20 protein-coding genes are annotated in these 19,336 nt (G+C 67.1%); 16 read left to right on the forward strand and 4 right to left on the reverse strand.

Going from position 1 to position 19,336, the window contains the following annotated elements:
* Positions 1–9: 9 nt before the first annotated feature.
* Genes QUG03_RS19510 through QUG03_RS19525 form a run of 4 tightly spaced genes read right to left on the reverse strand, consistent with a single transcriptional unit; the run spans position 10 to position 4,637 of the window.
* Positions 10–816: a polysaccharide biosynthesis/export family protein gene (locus QUG03_RS19510; protein ID WP_474455323.1), complete on the reverse strand. Its 807-nt coding sequence runs from the start codon at positions 814–816 to the stop codon at positions 10–12.
* A 5-nt stretch (positions 817–821) separates the two neighbouring features.
* On the reverse strand, positions 822–1,736 hold the full coding sequence (locus tag QUG03_RS19515; protein ID WP_235085160.1) for a glycosyltransferase family 2 protein: 915 nt from the start codon (positions 1,734–1,736) through the stop codon (positions 822–824).
* Positions 1,733–3,196, reverse strand: coding sequence for a mannose-1-phosphate guanylyltransferase/mannose-6-phosphate isomerase (locus tag QUG03_RS19520; protein WP_500820724.1), 1,464 nt, complete (start codon positions 3,194–3,196; stop codon positions 1,733–1,735). The genes QUG03_RS19515 and QUG03_RS19520 overlap by 4 nt, the downstream gene beginning before the upstream one ends.
* A gap of 7 nt (positions 3,197–3,203) precedes the next feature.
* Positions 3,204–4,637, reverse strand: coding sequence for an undecaprenyl-phosphate glucose phosphotransferase (locus tag QUG03_RS19525; RefSeq protein WP_488906455.1), 1,434 nt, complete (start codon positions 4,635–4,637; stop codon positions 3,204–3,206).
* Between the two features lie 234 nt (positions 4,638–4,871).
* On the opposite strand from QUG03_RS19525, the gene QUG03_RS19530 reads away from it, so the two are divergent.
* From QUG03_RS19530 to QUG03_RS19605, 16 genes are all read left to right on the forward strand, one after another.
* A complete protein-coding gene (locus QUG03_RS19530) occupies positions 4,872–5,051 on the forward strand; it encodes a DUF3460 family protein (protein ID WP_107801479.1) in 180 nt (59 codons plus the stop codon).
* Between the two features lie 63 nt (positions 5,052–5,114).
* Positions 5,115–5,783 carry a class I SAM-dependent methyltransferase gene (locus QUG03_RS19535; RefSeq protein ID WP_500820725.1) on the forward strand — a complete coding sequence of 223 codons (669 nt, stop codon included), beginning with the start codon at positions 5,115–5,117 and terminating at the stop codon, positions 5,781–5,783.
* A gap of 275 nt (positions 5,784–6,058) precedes the next feature.
* A complete protein-coding gene (locus QUG03_RS19540; protein WP_227106289.1) occupies positions 6,059–6,469 on the forward strand; it encodes a biopolymer transporter ExbD in 411 nt (136 codons plus the stop codon).
* Positions 6,466–7,335, forward strand: coding sequence for an energy transducer TonB (locus tag QUG03_RS19545; protein ID WP_500820726.1), 870 nt, complete (start codon positions 6,466–6,468; stop codon positions 7,333–7,335). Before QUG03_RS19540 ends, QUG03_RS19545 begins: the two co-directional genes overlap by 4 nt.
* A 74-nt stretch (positions 7,336–7,409) precedes the next feature.
* Positions 7,410–8,699 carry a Tol-Pal system beta propeller repeat protein TolB gene (gene tolB / locus QUG03_RS19550; RefSeq protein ID WP_227106285.1) on the forward strand — a complete coding sequence of 430 codons (1,290 nt, stop codon included), beginning with the start codon at positions 7,410–7,412 and terminating at the stop codon, positions 8,697–8,699.
* A gap of 14 nt (positions 8,700–8,713) precedes the next feature.
* Positions 8,714–9,241 carry a peptidoglycan-associated lipoprotein Pal gene (pal, locus tag QUG03_RS19555; protein ID WP_107801475.1) on the forward strand — a complete coding sequence of 176 codons (528 nt, stop codon included), beginning with the start codon at positions 8,714–8,716 and terminating at the stop codon, positions 9,239–9,241.
* A 161-nt stretch (positions 9,242–9,402) separates the two neighbouring features.
* Entirely contained in the window at positions 9,403–10,149 is a 747-nt protein-coding gene (ybgF, locus tag QUG03_RS19560; RefSeq protein WP_107801474.1) for a tol-pal system protein YbgF, read from the forward strand.
* Between the two features lie 333 nt (positions 10,150–10,482).
* On the forward strand, positions 10,483–12,150 hold the full coding sequence (locus tag QUG03_RS19565) for a hypothetical protein (RefSeq protein WP_500820727.1): 1,668 nt from the start codon (positions 10,483–10,485) through the stop codon (positions 12,148–12,150).
* A 27-nt stretch (positions 12,151–12,177) separates the two neighbouring features.
* Complete coding sequence (locus tag QUG03_RS19570; protein ID WP_500820728.1) at positions 12,178–13,656, forward strand: S8 family peptidase; 1,479 nt, start codon at positions 12,178–12,180, stop codon at positions 13,654–13,656.
* A 320-nt stretch (positions 13,657–13,976) separates the two neighbouring features.
* Entirely contained in the window at positions 13,977–14,813 is an 837-nt protein-coding gene (locus tag QUG03_RS19575) for a CPBP family intramembrane glutamic endopeptidase (RefSeq protein ID WP_146176772.1), read from the forward strand.
* A gap of 102 nt (positions 14,814–14,915) precedes the next feature.
* On the forward strand, positions 14,916–15,404 hold the full coding sequence (gene purE, locus QUG03_RS19580; RefSeq protein ID WP_107801470.1) for a 5-(carboxyamino)imidazole ribonucleotide mutase: 489 nt from the start codon (positions 14,916–14,918) through the stop codon (positions 15,402–15,404).
* Positions 15,404–16,534 (forward strand): 5-(carboxyamino)imidazole ribonucleotide synthase, encoded by a 1,131-nt coding sequence (locus QUG03_RS19585; RefSeq protein ID WP_500820729.1) that lies wholly within the window; start codon positions 15,404–15,406, stop codon positions 16,532–16,534. The genes purE and QUG03_RS19585 overlap by 1 nt, the downstream gene beginning before the upstream one ends.
* 39 nt (positions 16,535–16,573) lie before the next feature.
* A complete protein-coding gene (gene fos, locus QUG03_RS19590; RefSeq protein ID WP_500820730.1) occupies positions 16,574–16,993 on the forward strand; it encodes a fosfomycin resistance glutathione transferase in 420 nt (139 codons plus the stop codon).
* Positions 16,990–17,676: a DNA alkylation repair protein gene (locus QUG03_RS19595; protein WP_500820731.1), complete on the forward strand. Its 687-nt coding sequence runs from the start codon at positions 16,990–16,992 to the stop codon at positions 17,674–17,676. Before fos ends, QUG03_RS19595 begins: the two co-directional genes overlap by 4 nt.
* Complete coding sequence (locus QUG03_RS19600; RefSeq protein ID WP_235085181.1) at positions 17,673–18,551, forward strand: phosphoribosylaminoimidazolesuccinocarboxamide synthase; 879 nt, start codon at positions 17,673–17,675, stop codon at positions 18,549–18,551. The genes QUG03_RS19595 and QUG03_RS19600 overlap by 4 nt, the downstream gene beginning before the upstream one ends.
* 232 nt (positions 18,552–18,783) lie before the next feature.
* A complete protein-coding gene (locus QUG03_RS19605; RefSeq protein ID WP_500820732.1) occupies positions 18,784–19,329 on the forward strand; it encodes a cysteine hydrolase family protein in 546 nt (181 codons plus the stop codon).
* Positions 19,330–19,336: the final 7 nt, after the last annotated feature.

The following is a 19,336-nucleotide window of genomic DNA, read 5'->3' on the forward strand; positions in this document are numbered from 1 at the left end:
GACCAGGGGCTAGCCGCCGGCCTTGATGGTGGGGTTGTTCTGGATGTTGACGTTGTTGCTGCCCTTGCCGCCCAGGTCGTAATTCAGTCCTATGCCTATCGCCTTGGAGAAGGGCAGTAGCTGGTTGACGTACATGTCCACGCCTTCCACCGCCTTGCCGATGGCGGACTTGGGCACGAACACGATGTCGCCGCGCTGCAGCATCACCCCGCGCCGTCCGGCGGCCGGGTCCAGCATCCGCGCCAGATCGGTGAAATAAATCTGATACAGGCCGGTCTCGTCCATGCGCAGCAGCGCCACGTGCTCGCTGTCGGCGGACGGCAGCACGCCGCCGGCGCCTATCACTGCCTGTTCGATGCTGGCGGCGGCGCTCAGCTCGAAGGCGGACGGATTGCGCACCGCGCCGCCGACGAAGACGCGGTTGCCCGGCGCGATGGCGATGTTGACGGTGACTTGCGGCTGGCGGTACAGCGCGGACAGCCGCTCGGTGATCTCCGCCCCTATCTCCTCCGGCGTGCGGCCGCCGCCGCGGACCAGGCCGGCGTTGGGATAGGAAAAGCTGCCGTCCGGGCGCACGAAGAACAGCGCCATCTCGTCTTTTTCCGCCGGGGATTGCGCGTCGCGGACGATGCGCAGGGTGTCGCCGTTCATCACCCGCGTCGTCGGCGGCGGCAATTGGCTGATGTCGCGCAGCGCCAGCCGCCGCGCTTCCACGGTCTTGGCGTCTGGCAGCGCGATGGTGCTGGGGGTGGAACAGGCCGTCAGTCCGCCCAGAACGGCGGGCAACAAGACGGCGGCGAGCTTGGCGGTGGTCATCGCGTTCATTTCCAGTAAGCGGGGAACATGCTGAGGCGGCGCTTGAGCGCGCGCGGCAGCCAGCGTTCGACATGGCCCAGCCGGTAGCCGGCCAGCTTGAGCGCGCAGCGCAGCAGCACTTCGGACTGCCGCCAGGGCTGGCCGGCGCGGCGAACCGTCTCCAGTTCCGAGCGCACAAAGCGCCGCCCTTCCGCGCCGGCGCGGCCGAAGCGTTCGGCGATCCAGCGCTCGCGGCCGTAAAACACGCCGATGTCGAAATAACGGCGCATTTCCTCCCACAGCCCGTAATCGTGGGAATGGTGGACGCAGGCGGCGGCTTCGTAGCGCACCGACCAGCCGGCCAGCAGCATGCGGCCGGCGACGTGGGCGTCTTCGGAGCCGATCACGTCCACGGGGAAACCGCCCACCCCGCGCAGCGCCTCGCGGCGATAAGCGGCGAAGGAGTCCGAGCTGAAACAGGTCTTGATGCCCAGCTCGGCGGCGTCGGCCAGCCGCTTGGTGCGGCTGAACGGCGGATAATTGAAGCGGCGCGCGTGCGCGCCCAGCAAGCCGGCGTCCGGCTGCGGCAGTTGACGGCCGTAGGCGACGCCGATGTCGTCCTCCGCCAGCAGCGCGTCGCGCAAGCGGCGCAGGGCGTCGGGGCCGGCGGGAATGGCGTCCTGGGTCAGATAGATCAGCACTTTGGCGTCGGTCAGCTCGCTGGCCAGCCGGCGGGTGCCGCCGTGATTGAAGTCCGCGGCGCGCACCGGCACCACGCTGGCGCCGGCGGCCAGCAGGCGCGCCCGGCTGCCGTCGCTGGACTCGCTGTCCAGCACCAGCCATTCGTCCGGGCGCAGGCTTTGCGCCGCCAGCGCCGGCAGCAGCCGGTCCAGATGGCGGCCGGCGTTGCGCACCGGCAGGATCAGCGCGGTTCGGCTCACGGCGCGGTCTCCGAACGGCCGTAGTCGTCGGCGAAGCGCACGATGTCGTCCTCGCCCAGGTATTCGCCGCTCTGCACCTCGATCAACACCAGGTCGATCAGGCCGGGATTGCTCAATCTATGGGTTTCGCCGGCGGGAATGAAGGTGGATTCATTGGTGTGCAGCAAGCGCTCTTCTTGGCCGTGGGTCACCATCGCCGTGCCGCTGACCACGATCCAGTGCTCGCTGCGGTGATGATGCATCTGCAAGGACAGCGCCGCGCCGGGCTTCACCACGATGCGCTTGATCTTGTAGCGCTCGCTGTCCGCCAGCACGGTGTAATGGCCCCAGGGCCGCTGCGAGCTCAGGTGCAGCCGCCAGGCCGGGTGGTTCTGCTCCTGCAGCCGCCGCGCCAGCTCCCTCACGTCCTGGCTGCGCTCGCGCTTGGCCACCAACAAGGCGTCCGGGGTGTCCACCACCGCCAAATTGTCCACGCCCAGCATCGCGATCAGCCGGCCGCGGCTCTGGATGAAACAATCCCGGCTGTCCCGCAGCAAGGCGTCGCCGCTGACGCGGTTGCCGTCCGCGTCAGCCGGGAACTGCTCGGCCAGGCTGTCCCAGTTGCCGATATCGCTCCAGCCCAGCTCGCAGCGCACCACCGCCGCGGCGCGGGTATGCTCCATCACCGCGTAGTCGATGGAAATGTCCGGGCAGCGGCCGAAGCGCTCATGCTCCAGCGCGCGCAGCCTGTGGTCCGCGTGCGGGGACGCCGGGCTGTGCGCCAGGCAGTCCCGCACCGCCGCCAGCACCTGGGGCGCGTGTTCGGCCAGCTCTGCGCACAGCGCGGCGGCGGAAAAACAGAACATGCCGCTGTTCCACAGATGACGGCCGCCAGCCAGATAGCTCTCGGCGGCGGCGCGGTCCGGCTTTTCCACGAAACGCGCCACCTCCTGGCCGTCGGCGCCGATCGCCGCGCCGGCCTCGATATAGCCGAAGCCGGTTTCCGCGCGGCTGGGCGTCAGGCCGAAAACGACGATGCGGCCGGCGGCGGCCAGCCGCGCGGCCTTCTCCACCGCGGCGGCGAAAGCGGCTTCGTCGGCGATCAGATGATCCGCCGGCAACGCCAGCAGCAGCGGATCGGCCTCCGGCTCGCGCTCCAGCAGGTCCGCGGCGGCGGCGGCCAGCGCCGGCGCGGTGTTGCGCCCTTCCGGCTCCAGCAGCAGCTCCAGCGCCAGTCCACCGGCGTTGACCGCCCGGCATTCGTCCAGGGTGCGCAGCTGCGCCTGCTGATTGGTGATGATCATCACCCGTTTCACCCCCGGCAGGCGCGCGGCGCGCAGAAAGGCTTTCTGCAACAGGCTCTGATCGTCGGCCAGCCGGATGAAGGGCTTGGGAAACGCTTGCCGGGACACCGGCCACAAACGGGTGCCGGCGCCGCCGGACACGATGCAGGGAATCAGTTCTGGTCTTGGGCTTTGCATGGCGGCCTCAATAGGCTTCGTCGGCCGAGAGCACGGCCGGCAGGGTGCGGATCAGGATGTAGGCGTCGAACCACAGCGACCAGTTCTCGATGTATTCGAGATCGTGCGCCACTCGGCGCTCTATCTTGGTCAGCGTGTCGGTCTCGCCGCGGTAGCCGTTGACCTGGGCCCAGCCGGTAATGCCCGGCTTGACCCGGTGGCGGGCGGAATATTCCGCCACCGCGTCCTCGAACAAGACGCCGGCGGCCTTGGTGGCGGTGGCGTGCGGACGCGGCCCCACCATGGACATGCTGCCGCCCAGCACATTGAGCAATTGCGGCAACTCGTCCAGGCTGGTCTTGCGGATGAAACGGCCGACGCGGGTCACGCGCGGATCGCGGCGGGTGGTTTGCGCCTCGGCGTCCGCGTCGGCCTGCTCCACGTACATGGAGCGGAATTTGTAGACCTCGATCAGGCGGTTGTTGTAGCCGTAGCGCCGCTGCCGGAACAACACCGGCCCCGGCGAATCCAGCTTGATCGCCGCGGAGATCAACAACATCAGCGGCGCGGCCAGCGTCAGCGCGCAAGCGGCCAGCAACACGTCCTCGCAGCGCTTGAGCAAGGGCGACCAGCCCTTGAGCGGCCGCTCGGAAATATTGAACATGGGCAGCCCGGCCACCGCGCTCACCCGATGATGGGCGTGCCGCAAGCCCGCCATGTCCGGCGCCAGCAGCACCGTCACCGGCAAGCGCCGCAGCAGGCTGACCAAATCCCCCATCCGCTTGACCGCCGCCCAGGGCAGCGCCACCAGGATTTGCTGCACCTCGCCCTCGCGCACCATCGCCTCCAGCCGCTGCATGCCGCCCAAATAGGGCAGGCCGGCCATCGCGTGCTGCAAACGGTCGGAGCGGTCGTCGACAAAACCAATCACGCAAGCGCGGATGTCCGCGTTCTCCCGCAGGAAACCGGCCAGCAAGTGGCCGCTGGCGGTACAGCCCAGAATCACCGTGCGTTGCAGGCCCACGCCGCGGCGCACCAGCCGGCGGCACCAGACATGCACCAGCAAGCGCTGCGACAGCAAGAGCGTCAGCGTCGCCGCGAACCAGACCGGCCACAGCCGGTCCGGCAAGGCCGCCAGCGCCGGCGACAGCCCGCGCGCCAGCCACAAGACCGCAAACAGCAGCGCGCACGCCGCGGCCAAGGGCCGCAAACGCAGCTGACGCAGAAACATGCCGCCGCCGTAGACGCCAAAGGCCTGAAAAGACAGCAAGGCCAGGACGCCGGCAAGCAGCAAGACCTGCACGGCCTGCCCGCGGGCCTCCGCCGAAACCGGCTCAAGCAGCAGCAAAACGCAGCCGGGCGCCAACACCATCGCCAAATGCGTCAGCCGAGCCAGCAGCCGCAGATAGGTCAAGGTCTCGGGGTAGAACTGCACCAAGCTGTCCACATTGCGAATTCGCATCACATAAACCGTTAAGTTTAATTTGCTTAAACAAAAACGCCTTTTCAGTTTAAAATTTTGCTTAAATGTCTTTAAATCTTTTACGCAATATCGCAGCAAAGCTTCTCCGACGCAACCAGATTTACGTTACAGTTTGAAATCTGTTGTCAAAAAGAATGTAAAGCGGGCGCTCAAGCTGACTGCGCGGCGATTTATCGATTAAAATCACGACATCACCCCAGAAGGAACGATGCGATGTATCAGTCCGATTTCACCCAATTCATCAACGGCTTCCTGGAAGAGCATCCGGAAGTGGACAGCCAGCGCCGCGACCTGCGCCTGACCCTGTGGGATCGTCAAGTGAACGCCGACGACCAGAAACGCTGGAAAGAATCCCGCGTGCCGCAGCAGCCCTATGTCTACCAGCCGGAATAAGCCCGGCTCCCCGCCTGACCCGACGCCCGCGCCGCGGGCGTTTCCGATTGCACTGCACACCCCATGACCAGCCGCACCGTGGCGCTAGACGGCGCCTTGCACGATTACCTGCTGAACATCAGCCTCAGCGAACACCCGGTGATGCGCGATCTGCGCGAATTCACCGCCACCCACCGCATGGCCAAAATGCAGATCGCGCCGGAACAGGGCCAGTTCATGGCCTGGCTGGCGCAGCTGATAGGCGCGCGGCGCTATCTGGAGATCGGCGTATTCACCGGTTACAGCGCGCTGGCGGTGACGCTGGCGATGCCGGAAGACGGCCGCACGCTGGCCTGCGACGTCAGCGAAACCTTCACCGCCATCGCCCGCGACTACTGGGCCCGCGCCGGCGTCGCCGAGCGCATCGAACTGGTGCTGCAACCGGCGCTCGCCACCCTGCGCCAACAGCTGGACGCCGGCCAGGCCGGCCAGTACGACCTGGCCTTCATCGACGCGGACAAACCCGCCTACCGCGACTATTACGAAGCCTGCCTGCAGCTGGTGCGCCCCGGCGGCGTGATCGCCATCGACAACATCTTCCTGTCCGGCCGCGTGGTGGAGCCCAAGCCGGGAGACCCGCCCGGCGTGCATCTGATGCACGACTTCAACGCCGGCCTGAAGCACGACCCGCGCATCCGCATGTGCGTGCTGCCGGTGGGGGACGGGCTGACCCTGTGCACGCGGCTGGCCTAAGAACCTGTTTACGATCTGCTGCGCGTCGGCGGGTTGGATAGAAATGGGCGTTGAAACCAAGCTCAGTGCTCATGTACCACGAGTACATTCCGCTTTTTCGCTTGTTTTCGCCTTGTCTCGCCTTAGCTCGCTAGATCGTAAACACGTTCTAAGCGCCCCCAGGCCGGCGCGGCCATGAACTTTTCATGATCCGCCGCGGTCTGATCCGCTTCCCCCGGACACCTAGACCGGAGCCCGGTGTATCATGACCGCTTGCCAACGCTAACAGACGCTCCATGCTCAATCGCCGTCCCCGCCGCCAGATGAACCAGATGAACGTCGTGCCTTACATCGACGTGATGCTGGTGCTGCTGGTCATCTTCATGGTGACCGCGCCGATGTTCACGCCCGGCGTGATCGAAGTGCCCAGCGTGTCCCAGGCCGCCAGCATCGACACCCGTCCGCTGGAAGTGACCGTGGACGCCCAGGGCAAGATCCAACTGATAGACAACGACCGCAAGACCGACGTCGCCTCCGTCGCCGATCTTGCGGTGCAAATCCAGGCCTTGGGCGCGGCCGAACGCCCGGTGGCCATCTCCGCCGACGCCAACCTCAAGTACGCCGAAGTGGTGCAGATCGCCGACAAACTCCACCAGGCCGGCGTCAAGCGCGTGGCGCTGACGGTCAAGCAGCAGAAGCAGGGATGATGGCCGCAGTGTCCACCTCGCCGCGTCCTTGGTCGCTGATCGTTTCGGTACTGCTGCACGTCGCCGTGGTCGGCCTGCTGCTGTGGGGCGGCTTCCATTCCCAAACCCTGCAGGAACAGGCGCCGGTGGCGCTGGAGCTGTGGACCACCGCGCCGCCGCCGCCCGCGCCGGCCGCGGTGGCCGAACCCAAGCCCGCGCCGGTGGCGGAACCGCCGCGCCCCGCCGTGGCCGAGCCGCCGGCCGACGTCAACCTGGGCCGCGACAAGAAACCGCCGGAACCGCCCAAGCTCAAGCCGGAACCCAAGCCCGAGCCTAAACCGGAGCCCAAGCCGGAACCGGCGAAGAAGCCCGAAGCGAAAAAAGCGGACAAGCCCGCCGAGAAAAAACCGGAGGCCAAAGCGCCGCCGGCGCCGGCCGCCAAACCGCAGGCCAAGCCCAAGCCGTCCAAAACCTACAACCCGGAAGCCGACGACCTGTTGGCCAGCCTGGACAGCCCGCGCACCAGCGGCAAGGCCAATGCGCGCAGCGATCAGGCCGGTTCGCCCAACGGCGTGGCCGGCGGCGCGGCCAACGGCTCGTCGACGGCCAAAGCCGGCTGGATCAGCCGGGTCAAGGCCAAAGTCACCCCGCTGGTGCAAGTGCCGCCGGAACTGAGCGGCAACCCCAAAGTGGTGTTGCAGGTCAGCCTGCTGCCCTCGCTGGAAGTGAACCGGGTGCAGCTGCTGCAAAGCAGCGGCAGCAAAGCTTACGACGACGCGGTGCAAAGGGCGATCTGGGAAGCGAAAACCTTCCCGGCGCTGCCGCCCGGCGCCAATTTCAACGATGGCTACCGACAGTTCAAGATGGAGTTCCGGCCCAAGTCATAAGGCGGACCAAACACAAGCCATGATGGACCGGCTGCGGCGTCGCCTCATGCCGATAGACTGATTCGAGGGAACTAATGTCCAGCTTCAAAACTCTGTTGAATATGCTGCTCGTCACGCTGGGCCTGATGGCCGCAGGCGGCGCGCAAGCGGAAATGACCATCGAGATCGTCGGCGGCGGGGCCAATCGCCACGCCATCGCCATCGCGCCGTTCAAGGACGAAGCCAACGCCCAGGGCGGCCTGAGCCCGGTGATCAAGAACGATCTGACGATTTCCGGCGCCTTCCGCATGGTGGACGCCGCCGGCGTGGCCAATACGCCGTTTGAGCCCGCCGACATCCGCTACCCGCTGTGGCAGGCCGCCGGCGCGCAGTCCGTCGCCATCGGCAAAGTGGAGGCGGCGAGCGGCGGACAGTTGAAAATCAGTTTCCGGCTGATGGACGTCGCGCAGAAGAAGCAGCTGACCGGCGGCGAATTCACCGTCACCCCGGACCGCACACGCCAGGTGGCGCACGCGATCGCCGACATGATCTACGAGGCGATCACCGGCCAGAAAGGCTTCTTCAACACCCGCATCGTTTACGTGCTGAAGACCGGCGGCAGCTATCTCTTGCAAGTGGCGGACGTGGACGGCGGACGCGCCCAGACCATTCTGCGCTCCAGGGAGCCCATCATCTCCCCCAGCTGGAGCCCGGACGGCGGACGCATCGCCTATGTGTCGTTTGAAAGCAAGAAGCCGGTGGTCTGGGTGCAGAGCCTGGCCACCGGCCAGCGTTTCGCCGCCGCCAACTTCAAGGGCAGCAATTCCGCGCCGGCCTGGAGCCCGGACGGCGGCAAGCTGGCGGTGGTGCTGACCACCAGCGGCAATTCGCAGATTTACGTGATCAACGCCAACGGCGGCGGCGCGCGCAGGCTGATGTACAACGGCGGCATCGACACCGAGCCCACATGGAGCCCGGACGGCGGCAGCTTGTACTTTGTCTCCGACCGCGCCGGCGGCCCGCAGATCTACCGCGTGTCCGCCGATGGCGGCAACGCCCAGCGCGTCACCTGGGAAGGACGCTACAACGTGTCGCCCAAGGTGTCGCCGGACGGCAAGACCCTGAGTTACATCCGTCGCGAGGGAGGCAACTTCCGCGTGATGGCGCAAGACCTGGCCACCAACGACAGCCGCGCGCTGTCGGACAGCGGCTACAACGAACGCCCAAGCTTCGCCCCCAACGGCCGCATGGTGCTGTACGCCAGCGACGCCGGCGGCAAGAGCGTGTTGTACGCCGCCACCACGGATGGCAGCAGCAAAGTGAAATTGGCCGTGATCAACGGCGATGTACAGGACCCGGCTTGGGGCCCATTTAATCGTCCTTAATTGGAGCTATTGATATGAACTGGAAACAACTCGTCCTCGGCACCGCCACCGTTACCCTGCTGGCCGCCTGCGCCAGCACCAAACCGGCTGACACCACCGCCGGCACCCAGCAGCCCACCACGCCGCAGACCACCGCGCCGGTGGACACTGGCAGCGGCAACCAGAACCAGGTGTCCGTGGATCCCTTGAACGATCCCAACAGCCCGCTGGCCAAGCGCAGCGTCTACTTCGGCTTCGACTCCTCCTCCGTTGACGCCAGCGGCAAGCCGGTAGTGGAAACCCACTCCGCCTACCTGAAGCAGAACGCTGACAAAAAAGTCATCATCCAGGGCAACACCGACGCCCGCGGCAGCCGCGAATACAACCTGGCCCTGGGTCAGCGTCGCGCCGAAAGCGTGAAAAAGGCGATGGAAGTGCTGGGCGCCAAGGAAAGCCAGCTGGAAGCGGTCAGCTTCGGCAAGGAAAAACCGCGCGCCACCGGCAACACCGACGCGGACTTCGCCGAGAACCGTCGCGCCGACATCGTGTACCAAGGCCACTAAGCCCAAACCGCCGGCCCGATTCAGGGCCGGCTTTTACAGCCGGACATCGGGCGGATGCGTTTTCACGCGCTTGCCGTTAAGATATCCGGCTGTATTCATTGCCACCCACCTTACAAGCGTCGTCCCCTCCGGGCCGGACGGCGGGACATCCCGGGACAACCATGAAACGGCTCACCCTCTGCAGCGCGCTCTTGCTGGTTCTCACCGGCTGCGCCACCACCGGCGATCTGGAAGAAACCCGCCGCCAGCTGGACCAAGTCAACCGCCAGGCGTCCACCCGGCTCAATGAAGTGGAAAGCAAGCTTTCCAATGAAAAGCTGTTAGAAATGGTCAGCCAGCTGGAAGCGATGAAGGCCGAAGTGGCCAAGCTGCGCGGCGACGTGGAAGTGCTGAACTACAATCTGCAAACCACGCAGAAGCGCCAGAATGACCTGTACAACGATCTGGACGGCCGACTGGGCCATCTGGAGAACAGCGGCGCCAAGCCCATGCCCGCCACGCACGGCGACGCGGCCTCCGGCTCCGCAGACGGCGGCGCCGCCACCAGCCCGGATTACGACAAGGCGCTGAACCTGCTGCGCGCTCGCGACTTCGCCAAGGCCGCCGACGCGCTGCGCGGCTTCATCGAACAAAACCCGCAAGCGCCGCAAGTGGCGGAAGCCACTTACTGGCTGGGCGTATCCCACACCGCGCTGCGCCAATACGACGCCGCCATCGACATCCATCGCCGCTTCGTCGAGCAGTTTCCGGACAACCACTTCGCGCCGGAAGCCCTGCGCAATATCGGCAATTGCCAGCGCGACCTAGGCCAGATGGACCAGGCCAAAGCCACTTACAAACGCCTGATCAAACTGTATCCCAAGACGGATTCCGCCCAAAAAGCGCGCCAACAACTGGCAAAAATGTAACACCCCGGCCGGCTCCCCTCCGGCCGTCATGCCCCATTTTGAAGCCAGCCCGCCGCGGCTGGCTTTGTCTTCCGCGTCGTTTCCGTCGCCGGCAAATAGCTGATTTTTCAATAAAAAATTAAAACACAAATAATTATAACCAATGGTTATCCGCTCGCCGCACCAAAATGGCGCAGCGCTCCGCCTCCCCCTCCCTCCGCCGCCTCCGCTCCCGCTTGCCTTATCCATGCGTTTTCTCTACCAAACATGCTTATCGCATGACAATATATTCGTTCTGGGTTTAAACCCAGGATAAAAATACAAACGACAAGATCTACAAAGGAGTTACCCGTGATGAGAACCACACAAGCAAGCGGAACCCAATGGTTCCGGCTTGGCGCTATCGCCGTGGGCGTAGCGCTGATCGGCGGCCTGTCCGGCTGCGAAGACGACGGCAGCGGCAGCCAGCCCGGCGACGGCTCCAGCCATCATGGCGGCAGCGGCCGCCTGGCGGTGGACATCTTCGGCAACCGCGGCGGCGTGCTGACCGCGGTGCCCAGCGGCCTGTGCCTGGGCCAGCCCCGCGTGCAATGGAGCAACGGCGCCCGCGGCTTCAGCGCCGAAGACAGCGCGCCGGACCAGCCGCTGACCGCCACCGTCAGCTGCGCGCTGACCAGCGCCAGCCAGACCCTGGTGCCGCAGAACGTGTTCAGCGCGCCGTCGGTGTTCGCCGTGCTCAAGGCGGACCGCACGCTGGCGGTCTGGGGCAGCCGCCGCCTGGGCGGCGACACCTCCGCCCTGCCCGCCCAACCCAAGGACGTGGTGGCGGTGGCCGGCAATGAACGCGCGATGGCCGCGCTGCAGGCCGACGGCACCGTCGTCGGCTGGGGCCGCGCCGGCTCCGGCGCCAGCTTCGCCGGCCCGGTGGGCGTAGGCAGCGCCGACGCCACCTCCCCGGTGGCGCCGCTGGGCAAGATCGCCAAGCTGTGGCCCACCAAACGCGGCTTCGTCGCGCTCAACGGCGACGGCAGCGCCACCAGCTGGGGCAATATCGAAACCACCTTCGACGGCAGCGGCGGCTCCAAATCCATCTCCTCCTACTTCGACGCCGCGCGACTGGCCGCGCTGAAGGACGTCACCAGCGTCAGCCACAATCTGGGCGCGGTGGCGGTGCTGAAGAAGGACGGCAGCGTGCTCGCCTTCGGCGACCCCAATTCCGGCGGCGACGCCTCGCCGCTGGCCGCCAAACTCAACAACGTGGCCAGCATCGCCGCCACCGATTACAACTTCGCCGCGCTGAAAAAAGACGGCAGCGTGGTGGTGTGGGGCCTGAACTGGGACGGCCAGACCAGCGACTACTACGACGGCAGCGAGCCCATGCCCGCCGGCGTCAGCGCCGTGCAGACCAACCTCAACGTCTTCGCCGCGCTGAAGCAGGACGGCTCGGTGGCCACCATCGGCAGCGCCTACTTCGACCGCGGCGCCGACACCGGCCCGGTGGCCGGCAACCTGGCCGGCGTGGCCAAACTCTACGCCAGCAAGACCGCCTTCGCCGCCTTGCGCAAGGACGGCAGCGTGGTCACCTGGGGCGACAGCGCCCGCAACGACGCCAGCGGCGTGCAACACCAGCTCAACCGCGTGCGCGCCATCGCCTCTACCGAACTGGCCTTCGCCGCGCTGCGTCAGGACGGCAGCGTGGTGACCTGGGGCGACGAACTGCGCGGCGGCGACAGCAGCGCCGTGCGGCACCGCCTGCGCGATGTGGTGGCCGTGTTCGCCAACGACTACGCCTTCGCCGCCTTGAAGGCCGACGGCAGCGTGGTCACCTGGGGCGCGCCCACCCACGGCGGCGACAGCTCCGCCGTCCGCTCGCGCCTGGTCAATATCCGCGCCATTTACAGCACTCCGCTCGGCGGCTTCCTCGCCGTGGCCAAGGACGGCAAGTTCGTCGCCTGGGGCAGCCCGTCCGCCGGCGGCAATGCCCCGGCCGGCCTCGCCGCCATCCCCTACGTCAAGAACTAAGCCGTCGCCGCATTGGAGCACTAACACATGAACCGCAAAACCTCGCTGTCCCTGCTGACCGCCGCGCTGCTGGCCGGCGCCGGCGCCGACATCGCCGCCGCGGCGCCCTCCGCCGCCGGCATCACCGGCATCATCGTCAAATACCACAGCGTCTCCCAGCTGCAACTGACCCAGGCTCGCATCGCCAACGGCGGCCGCGCCCCGTCCAGCCGCCCGGCGGATTTCGCCGCCCGCACCCAACGCGTGCAGCAACTGAGCGGCAGCCCGCTGCAATTCCATCACCAGATGGGCACCGGCGCCTACGTCTATCAAAGCGGCAAGGCGATGAGCGTGGCCGAAGCCCAGACCCTGGCGCGCAAGATCCAGCAAGACCCGGCGGTGGAATACGCCGAGCCGGACTTCGTCATGAGCCCCAACTACCTGCCCAGCAGCCCGCTCTACGCGGCCAAGCAATGGGATATGCAGGCCAGCGCCGGCGAACCGGGCGCGATGAACCTGCCCGCCGCCTGGGACCTGTCGCTGGGCGCCGGCGTCACCGTGGCGGTGCTGGACACCGGCTACCGTCCGCACGCCGACCTCAAGCCCAATCTGCTGGAGCCGGGCTACAACTTCATCTCCGATCCCAAGCGCGCGCGCCTGCCGGCGGTGGCGCAGACCAATGCCGACGGCAGCCCGCTGCTGGACAGCAACGGCCAACCGGTGCAAAACGCGCGCACCAACAACGGCCTGGATCAGGGCGATTACAGCGATGGCAGCCTGTGCCGCGCCGGCAACAGCAGCTGGCACGGCACTCACGTGGCCGGCACCATCGCCGCGGCCGCCGGCGACGCCAACGGCCTGACCGGCGTGGCGCCCAAATCCAAGCTGCTGCCGCTGCGCGTGCTGGGTCAATGCGGCGGCGCCAGCTCGGACATCGCCGACGCCATGCTGTGGGCGGTGGGCGCCACCGTGCCCGGCACGCCGGTCAACGCCAATGTGGCGCGGGTGCTGAGCATGTCGCTGGGCGGCGCCCAGCCGTGCAGCCGCACCTACCGCGACGCCATCCAGCAGGTCAACGCCCGCAACGGCGTGGTGGTGGTGGCCGCCGGCAACGCGATGAAGAACGTGCGCAACACCAACCCGGCCAGCTGCCCCGGCGTGATCACCGTCGCTTCCAACGGCAAGTCCGGCGGCATCGCCTCCTACTCCAACTACGGCGCGATCACCACCGTCACCGCGCCGGGCGGCGATCTCAACAGCGGCGACCCCGGCATCTACTCCACGCTGAACAGCGGCGCCACCGTGCCGGGCGCGGACAGCTACGCCGCCTTCCAGGGCACCTCCATGGCCACGCCCCACGTGGCCGGCCTGGTGGCGCTGATGCTGTCCTCCAACCCCAGCCTCAACTGGAAAGCGGTGCGCAACATCCTGATCAAGACCGCCCGCCAACCGGCGGCGGATTGCGAAGGTTGCTCCGCCGGCATCACCGACGCGGCGGCGGCGGTGCGCGCGGCCAAAGCCAACTAAGCCGGCCGGCGGTCGGCGCCCCGGCGCCGGCCGCCGGTTCGCTTGCGGCTTCCTTTCCCTGCACACCGGGAGCCTGCCGCCGCGGCTCTGGCCCAAAACCAGACGGCGGCGGCTTTTTTCTCAACGCTTTCAGGGCGCGCTTACGATCTCGCGAACCAAGACATGACATGGCGTTGCGGTGGGGAAAGCGGAATGCGCACACGGTACACGAGCATTTTGAATGCCATACTCACCGTGCCACGTCTCACGACGCGCAGCAGATCGTAAACAGGTTCTTAGGTATCATTCAGTATCCAAACCCATCCCGCCGCGAGCCCGCCATGCCTCTGCCCACCCCGCCCCTGCCGGATTCCCTATCCCTTGCCGCCTTCCTCCTATTGGCCCTGGCCCTGCTGGCCGAAAGCCTGCGCCTGCGCTGGCCCTCCCGCCTGGCCGCGCTCAGCAGCGCCGGCGTCGCCGTCGCCTGCGGCCTGGTGCAGCCCTTGGGCGCCGCGGCCCTCCTCGCCGCCCTCGCCGTCAGCCTGGCCGCGCGCCACTACCGGCGGCCGGAGCTGTGGCTGGTCTGGATCGCGCTGCTGCTGGCGCTGGCGCTGCACGCCTTGCCCGGCTTCGACAACCCCTTGCTGTGGCAGGGCCTGAGCACGCCGAACAGCGCGCCCTACCGGCTGTACTGGAGTTACGACAAGGGCGCCGCCGGCTGGCTGCTCTTGATGGTGCTGGCCGCCAGCCCGCAAGTGGAACGGCGCTGGGGCCCGGCGGCGGCCGGCGTCGGCGCGCTGCTGCTGCTGGTCGTGCTGGGCCTGGCCAGCGTGGCCGGCGTCATCGCCTGGGCGCCGAAATGGCCGCATTGGCTGCTGCCCTGGCTGTTCGCCAACTTCTTCCTGGTTTCGCTGGCGGAGGAAGCCTTCTTCCGCGCCGGCCTGCAACGCTGGCTGGAGTTGCGCACCGAACCCTTTCCCGCCCTAATGGCCGCCGCGGTGGCCTTCGGCCTGGTCCACGTCGCCGGCGGCTGGGTCTGGGTGGGGCTCGCCACCCTGGCCGGCCTGGGTTACGGCCTGGTCTACGCCGCCACCCGCCAGGTCTTGTGGGCGGTGCTGGCCCATGTCGCCTTCAACGCTGTGCACCTGATTCTGTTCACTTATCCGCGGCTGATGTGATATGCCCTAAGTACCTTGATGTCAAAATAAAAAACCATAACGGCAGCAGGCCCCAATCGGGTAAAATCCCGGCTTTAGCCTCAACCAGCGAGCTTCTCCGCCATGATTGAAGTCGGCATCGTGATGGGTAGCAACAGCGATTGGGAAGTCATGCAGAACGCCGCCCGCGTGCTCAAAGACTTCGGCATCGCCTGTGAAACCCGCGTCGTCTCCGCCCACCGTACTCCCGACCTGCTGTTCCAATACGCAGAAACCGCTGCCGAGCGCGGCCTGAAGGCCATCATCGCCGGCGCCGGCGGCGCCGCCCACCTGCCGGGCATGCTGGCCGCCAAGACCCATGTGCCGGTGCTGGGCGTGCCGGTGCCGTCCAAATACCTGCGCGGCGAGGATTCCCTGCTCTCCATCGTGCAAATGCCCAAGGGCATCCCGGTGGCCACCTTCGCCATCGGCGAGGCCGGCGCCGCCAACGCCGCGCTGTTCGCCGTGGCCATGCTGGCCGCCACCCGCCCGGAACTGGCGGAACAACTGGTCGCCTTCCGCCGCAAGCAAGAAGAAACCGTGCTGGCGATGACCCTGCCGGAGATCGAATAATGGCCGCCATCCTGCCCCCGGCGATGCTGGGCATCCTGGGCGGCGGCCAGTTGGGCCGCATGTTCGCCGTCGCCGCCAAGACCATGGGCTACCGCGTCACCGTGCTGGACCCGGACGAAGCCGCGCCGGCGGCGGACTTCGCCGACCGCCACCTGTGCGCGCCGTTCAACGATCCGGCCGCGCTGGAAGACTTGGCCAAAAGCTGCGCCGCCGTCACCACTGAATTCGAGAACGTCAACGCCGACGCGATGCGCCTGCTGGCCAAGACCACCCGCGTGTCCCCGTCCGGCGACTGCGTCGCCATCGCCCAGGACCGCATCGTGGAAAAAGCCTGGATCGCCAAGGCCGGCCTGCCCACCGCGCCCTATCTGGCCATCCAGAGCGTGGAAGACATCCAGGTCGAACTCTCGCCCTATCTGCCCGGCATCCTGAAAACCGCACGTCTGGGCTACGACGGCAAAGGTCAGGTGCGGGTGAGCACCGCGGCCGAGGCGCGCGCCGCCTACGCCAATCTGGGCGGACAGGCCTGCGTGCTGGAAAAAATGCTGGACCTGCAGCTGGAAGTATCCGCCATCGTCACCCGGGTCAGCGCCACTCAGAGCGCGGTGTTCCCGGTGGCCGAGAACATCCACGCCGACGGCATCCTGGACGAATCCATCGTGCCGGCGCGCATCAAGCCGGCGCTGGCGGCCGAAGCGCAAGCCATGGCGATGCGGCTGGCCGAGGCGCTGGACTACGTTGGCGTGCTGGCGGTGGAATTCTTCGTGCTGGCCGACGACAGCCTGGTGGTCAACGAGATCGCGCCGCGGCCGCACAACTCCGGCCATTACACGCTCACCGCCTGCCTGACCGACCAGTTCCAGCAACAGGTGCGCGCAATGTGCGGCCTGCTGCCGGGCCGCACCGAGCTGCTCAGCCCGGTGGTGATGGTCAATCTGCTGGGCGATGTGTGGAAGGACAACGGCGCCCAGCCCAATTGGGACGTGCTGGCGGAAGCGCCCAACGCCCAACTGCATCTGTACGGCAAGAAAAGCGCGCGCCCCGGCCGCAAGATGGGCCACTTCAATGTGATGGCGGCTACGGCCGACGAAGCCTTGGATCAAGCCCGGGCCTTGAAGGACACTTTGTAAGCGCATGGCGAAACCTCAGGGTTTCGCCATTTTTCCGCCATGAAGCTGAACGGACTGAATCACCTGACCCTGGCGGTGCGCGATCTGGAGCGCGCCTGGGACTTCTACGCCCTCACCCTGGGTTGCCAGCCCCATGCGCGCTGGGACGGCGGCGGCTATCTGAGCCTGGACAGCCTGTGGCTGTGCCTGTCCTTGGACCCGGCCGCCGCGCCAGCCCCCGGCTACACCCATTACGCCTTCGGCGTGGACACCGCCGACTTCCCGGCCTGGCGCGAACGCCTGGCCGCCGCCGGCGTCCGCCAATGGCGGGACAACCGCAGCGAAGGCGACTCGCTCTACTTCCTGGACCCGGACGGCCATCAACTGGAACTGCACGTCGGCAGCCTGGCCTCGCGGCTGGCCGCCTGCCGCGCCCGCCCTTACGCCGGCATGCGCTTCTTCGACGAGGCGCCGGAATGAACGCCGACATCGCCGCGCTGCGCGCCGGACTGAGCGCCGTCGCCGTCCCGGAACAGGCCGCGCCGATGCGCGCCTATATGCGCGAGCAGTTCAACTTTCTCGGCGTGCCCACGCCGGCGCGCCGCAAGGTGTCCACGCCCTGGATCCGCGCGCTCAAGACCCAAACCGCGGAATACTGCCTGGACCTGGCCGAACAACTGTGGCGGCAGCCGGAACGCGAATTCCAATACGCGGCGGTGGACCTGCTGACCGCGCGCGCCGAGGCACTGCCGGCCGCCAGCCTGCCGCGGCTGCTGACCTTGGCCGCCGCCAAGCCCTGGTGGGACTGCGTGGACGGCTTGGCCGCCTGGGTGGTCGGCACGCTCGCGCGCCAACACCGCGATCTGCAACACGATATGGACGCGCTCAGCGGCGACGCCGACTTCTGGCTGCGCCGCGTCGCCATCCTGCACCAGCTGCGCTGGAAAACCGACACCGACGCCGAACGCCTGTTCCGCTACTGCGCCGCCAATGCCGGCGACGCCGAATTCTTCATTCGCAAGGCCATAGGCTGGGCCTTGCGCGAATACGCTTACACCGACGCCGACGCCGTGCGCGCCTTTGTCGCGGCCACGCCGCTATCCGGGCTCAGCCGGCGCGAAGCCTTGAAACACATTGCCCGCTCCACCGAGGATTTCCGATGACCGGACTCAACACCACCCAACTGACCAGCTTGAAGAAAATCTACTCCGGCAAGGTCCGCGACCTGTACGAGATCGACGACCAGCGCATGCTGATGATCGCCACCGACCGGCTGTCCGCCTTCGACGTGATCCTGGACGATCCCATTCCCGGCAAGGGCCAGATCCTCACCGCCATCTCCAACTTCTGGTTCGACAAGCTCAAGGAACTGGTGCCCTGCCACCTGACCGGCGACGCGCCGGAAGACGTGGTTTCCGCCGCCGACCTGCCGCAAGTGACCGGCCGCGCCGTGGTGGCCAAGCGCCTGAAACCGGTGCCGATCGAAGCCGTGGTGCGCGGCTACCTGGCCGGCTCCGGCTGGAAGGAATACCGCCAGAGCGGCACCGTCTGCGGCCTGGCGCTGCCGGCCGGCCTGCGCGAGGCCGACAAGCTGCCCGAGCCCATCTTCACCCCGTCCACCAAGGCGGCGGTGGGCGACCACGACGAAAACATCAGCTACCAGCGCTGCGAGGAAATCGTCGGCGCCGAGCTGGCCGCCCAGGTGCGCGACACCGCGATCAAGCTCTACCGCGCCGCCGCCGAATTCGCCGCCAGCCGCGGCATCATCATCTGCGACACCAAGTTCGAGTTCGGCCTGGACGAGAACGGCGTGCTGACGCTGATGGACGAGGCGCTGACCCCGGACTCCAGCCGCTTCTGGCCGGCGGACAGCTACGCGCCGGGCGGCAACCCGCCGTCCTTCGACAAGCAGTTCGTCCGCGACTGGCTGGAAGCCTCCGGCTGGAACAAGCAGGCGCCGGCGCCGACGGTGCCGCTGGAAGTGCGCGAGAAGACCGCGGCCAAGTATAAGGAAGCGCTGGACAGGCTGACCGCCTGAGAACCTGCTTACGATCTGCTGCGCGTCGGCGATACGGCGTTGAAAACCGTTTCGAAATGCTCATGTACCGTATGTACACTCCGCTTCTTCAGCCATTTTCGCCTTGTCTCGCCTTAGCTCGCGAGATCGTAAACAGATTCCAAGTTTCCACCCAAGCCCCGCCCCGGCGGGGCTTGCTTTTTGCCGCGTTTCATATGACATTGGCGACTCAATCCCGCGACAGGAAACCCCGATGAAAACCGCCCTGCTGATCATCGATGTGCAAAGCGGCATGTTCGACCACGAACCCCGCGCCGACCACGCCGACGCCGTCATCGCCCGCCTCAATCAACTGGCCGCCGCCGCGCGCGCGGCCGGAACGCCGGTGGTCTGGGTTCAACACGAACGCGCCAGCGCGCCGCTGATCCACGGCTCGCCGGAATGGCAGCTGGCCCGCGGCCTGGACGCCCAGCCGGACGACCACTACCTGCGCAAGACCACGCCGGACTCCTTCCTGCGCACCGGCCTGCATCAGCAACTGCAACAATGGGGCGTCGGCCAACTGGTCATCGCCGGCTACGCCAGCGAATTCTGCATCGACACCACCACCCGCAGCGCGGCGGCCCACGGCTACGCCATCATCCTGGCCAGCGACGCGCACACCACCCACGACAAGGACCACGCCAGCGCCGCCCAAATCCGCGCCCATGAAAACGCCACCCTGCCCAAGCTGGGCAGCTTCGGCGTGCCCATCCTGCTGCGCGCGGCGGCCGAGATCGCCTTCCCCGCCAGCGCCTGACCGCCCC

This window comes from Chromobacterium sp. CCUG 30098 (assembly GCF_059916605.1).

What these genes read in the sequence shown, in the direction of transcription:
- QUG03_RS19520 (WP_500820724.1), bottom strand. Translation starts at nt 3,196, where the DNA reads ATGCAAAGCCCAAGACCAGAACTGATTCCCTGCATCGTGTCCGGCGGC.
- pal (WP_107801475.1), top strand. Translation starts at nt 8,714, where the DNA reads ATGAACTGGAAACAACTCGTCCTCGGCACCGCCACCGTTACCCTGCTG.
- QUG03_RS19595 (WP_500820731.1), top strand. Translation starts at nt 16,990, where the DNA reads ATGAACGCCGACATCGCCGCGCTGCGCGCCGGACTGAGCGCCGTCGCC.
- QUG03_RS19525 (WP_488906455.1), bottom strand. Translation starts at nt 4,637, where the DNA reads ATGCGAATTCGCAATGTGGACAGCTTGGTGCAGTTCTACCCCGAGACC.
- QUG03_RS19570 (WP_500820728.1), top strand. Translation starts at nt 12,178, where the DNA reads ATGAACCGCAAAACCTCGCTGTCCCTGCTGACCGCCGCGCTGCTGGCC.
- QUG03_RS19565 (WP_500820727.1), top strand. Translation starts at nt 10,483, where the DNA reads ATGAGAACCACACAAGCAAGCGGAACCCAATGGTTCCGGCTTGGCGCT.
- QUG03_RS19530 (WP_107801479.1), top strand. Translation starts at nt 4,872, where the DNA reads ATGTATCAGTCCGATTTCACCCAATTCATCAACGGCTTCCTGGAAGAG.
- purE (WP_107801470.1), top strand. Translation starts at nt 14,916, where the DNA reads ATGATTGAAGTCGGCATCGTGATGGGTAGCAACAGCGATTGGGAAGTC.
- QUG03_RS19540 (WP_227106289.1), top strand. Translation starts at nt 6,059, where the DNA reads ATGCTCAATCGCCGTCCCCGCCGCCAGATGAACCAGATGAACGTCGTG.
- QUG03_RS19585 (WP_500820729.1), top strand. Translation starts at nt 15,404, where the DNA reads ATGGCCGCCATCCTGCCCCCGGCGATGCTGGGCATCCTGGGCGGCGGC.
- QUG03_RS19575 (WP_146176772.1), top strand. Translation starts at nt 13,977, where the DNA reads ATGCCTCTGCCCACCCCGCCCCTGCCGGATTCCCTATCCCTTGCCGCC.
- QUG03_RS19545 (WP_500820726.1), top strand. Translation starts at nt 6,466, where the DNA reads ATGATGGCCGCAGTGTCCACCTCGCCGCGTCCTTGGTCGCTGATCGTT.
- QUG03_RS19605 (WP_500820732.1), top strand. Translation starts at nt 18,784, where the DNA reads ATGAAAACCGCCCTGCTGATCATCGATGTGCAAAGCGGCATGTTCGAC.
- QUG03_RS19600 (WP_235085181.1), top strand. Translation starts at nt 17,673, where the DNA reads ATGACCGGACTCAACACCACCCAACTGACCAGCTTGAAGAAAATCTAC.
- QUG03_RS19535 (WP_500820725.1), top strand. Translation starts at nt 5,115, where the DNA reads ATGACCAGCCGCACCGTGGCGCTAGACGGCGCCTTGCACGATTACCTG.
- ybgF (WP_107801474.1), top strand. Translation starts at nt 9,403, where the DNA reads ATGAAACGGCTCACCCTCTGCAGCGCGCTCTTGCTGGTTCTCACCGGC.
- tolB (WP_227106285.1), top strand. Translation starts at nt 7,410, where the DNA reads ATGTCCAGCTTCAAAACTCTGTTGAATATGCTGCTCGTCACGCTGGGC.
- QUG03_RS19510 (WP_474455323.1), bottom strand. Translation starts at nt 816, where the DNA reads ATGACCACCGCCAAGCTCGCCGCCGTCTTGTTGCCCGCCGTTCTGGGC.
- fos (WP_500820730.1), top strand. Translation starts at nt 16,574, where the DNA reads ATGAAGCTGAACGGACTGAATCACCTGACCCTGGCGGTGCGCGATCTG.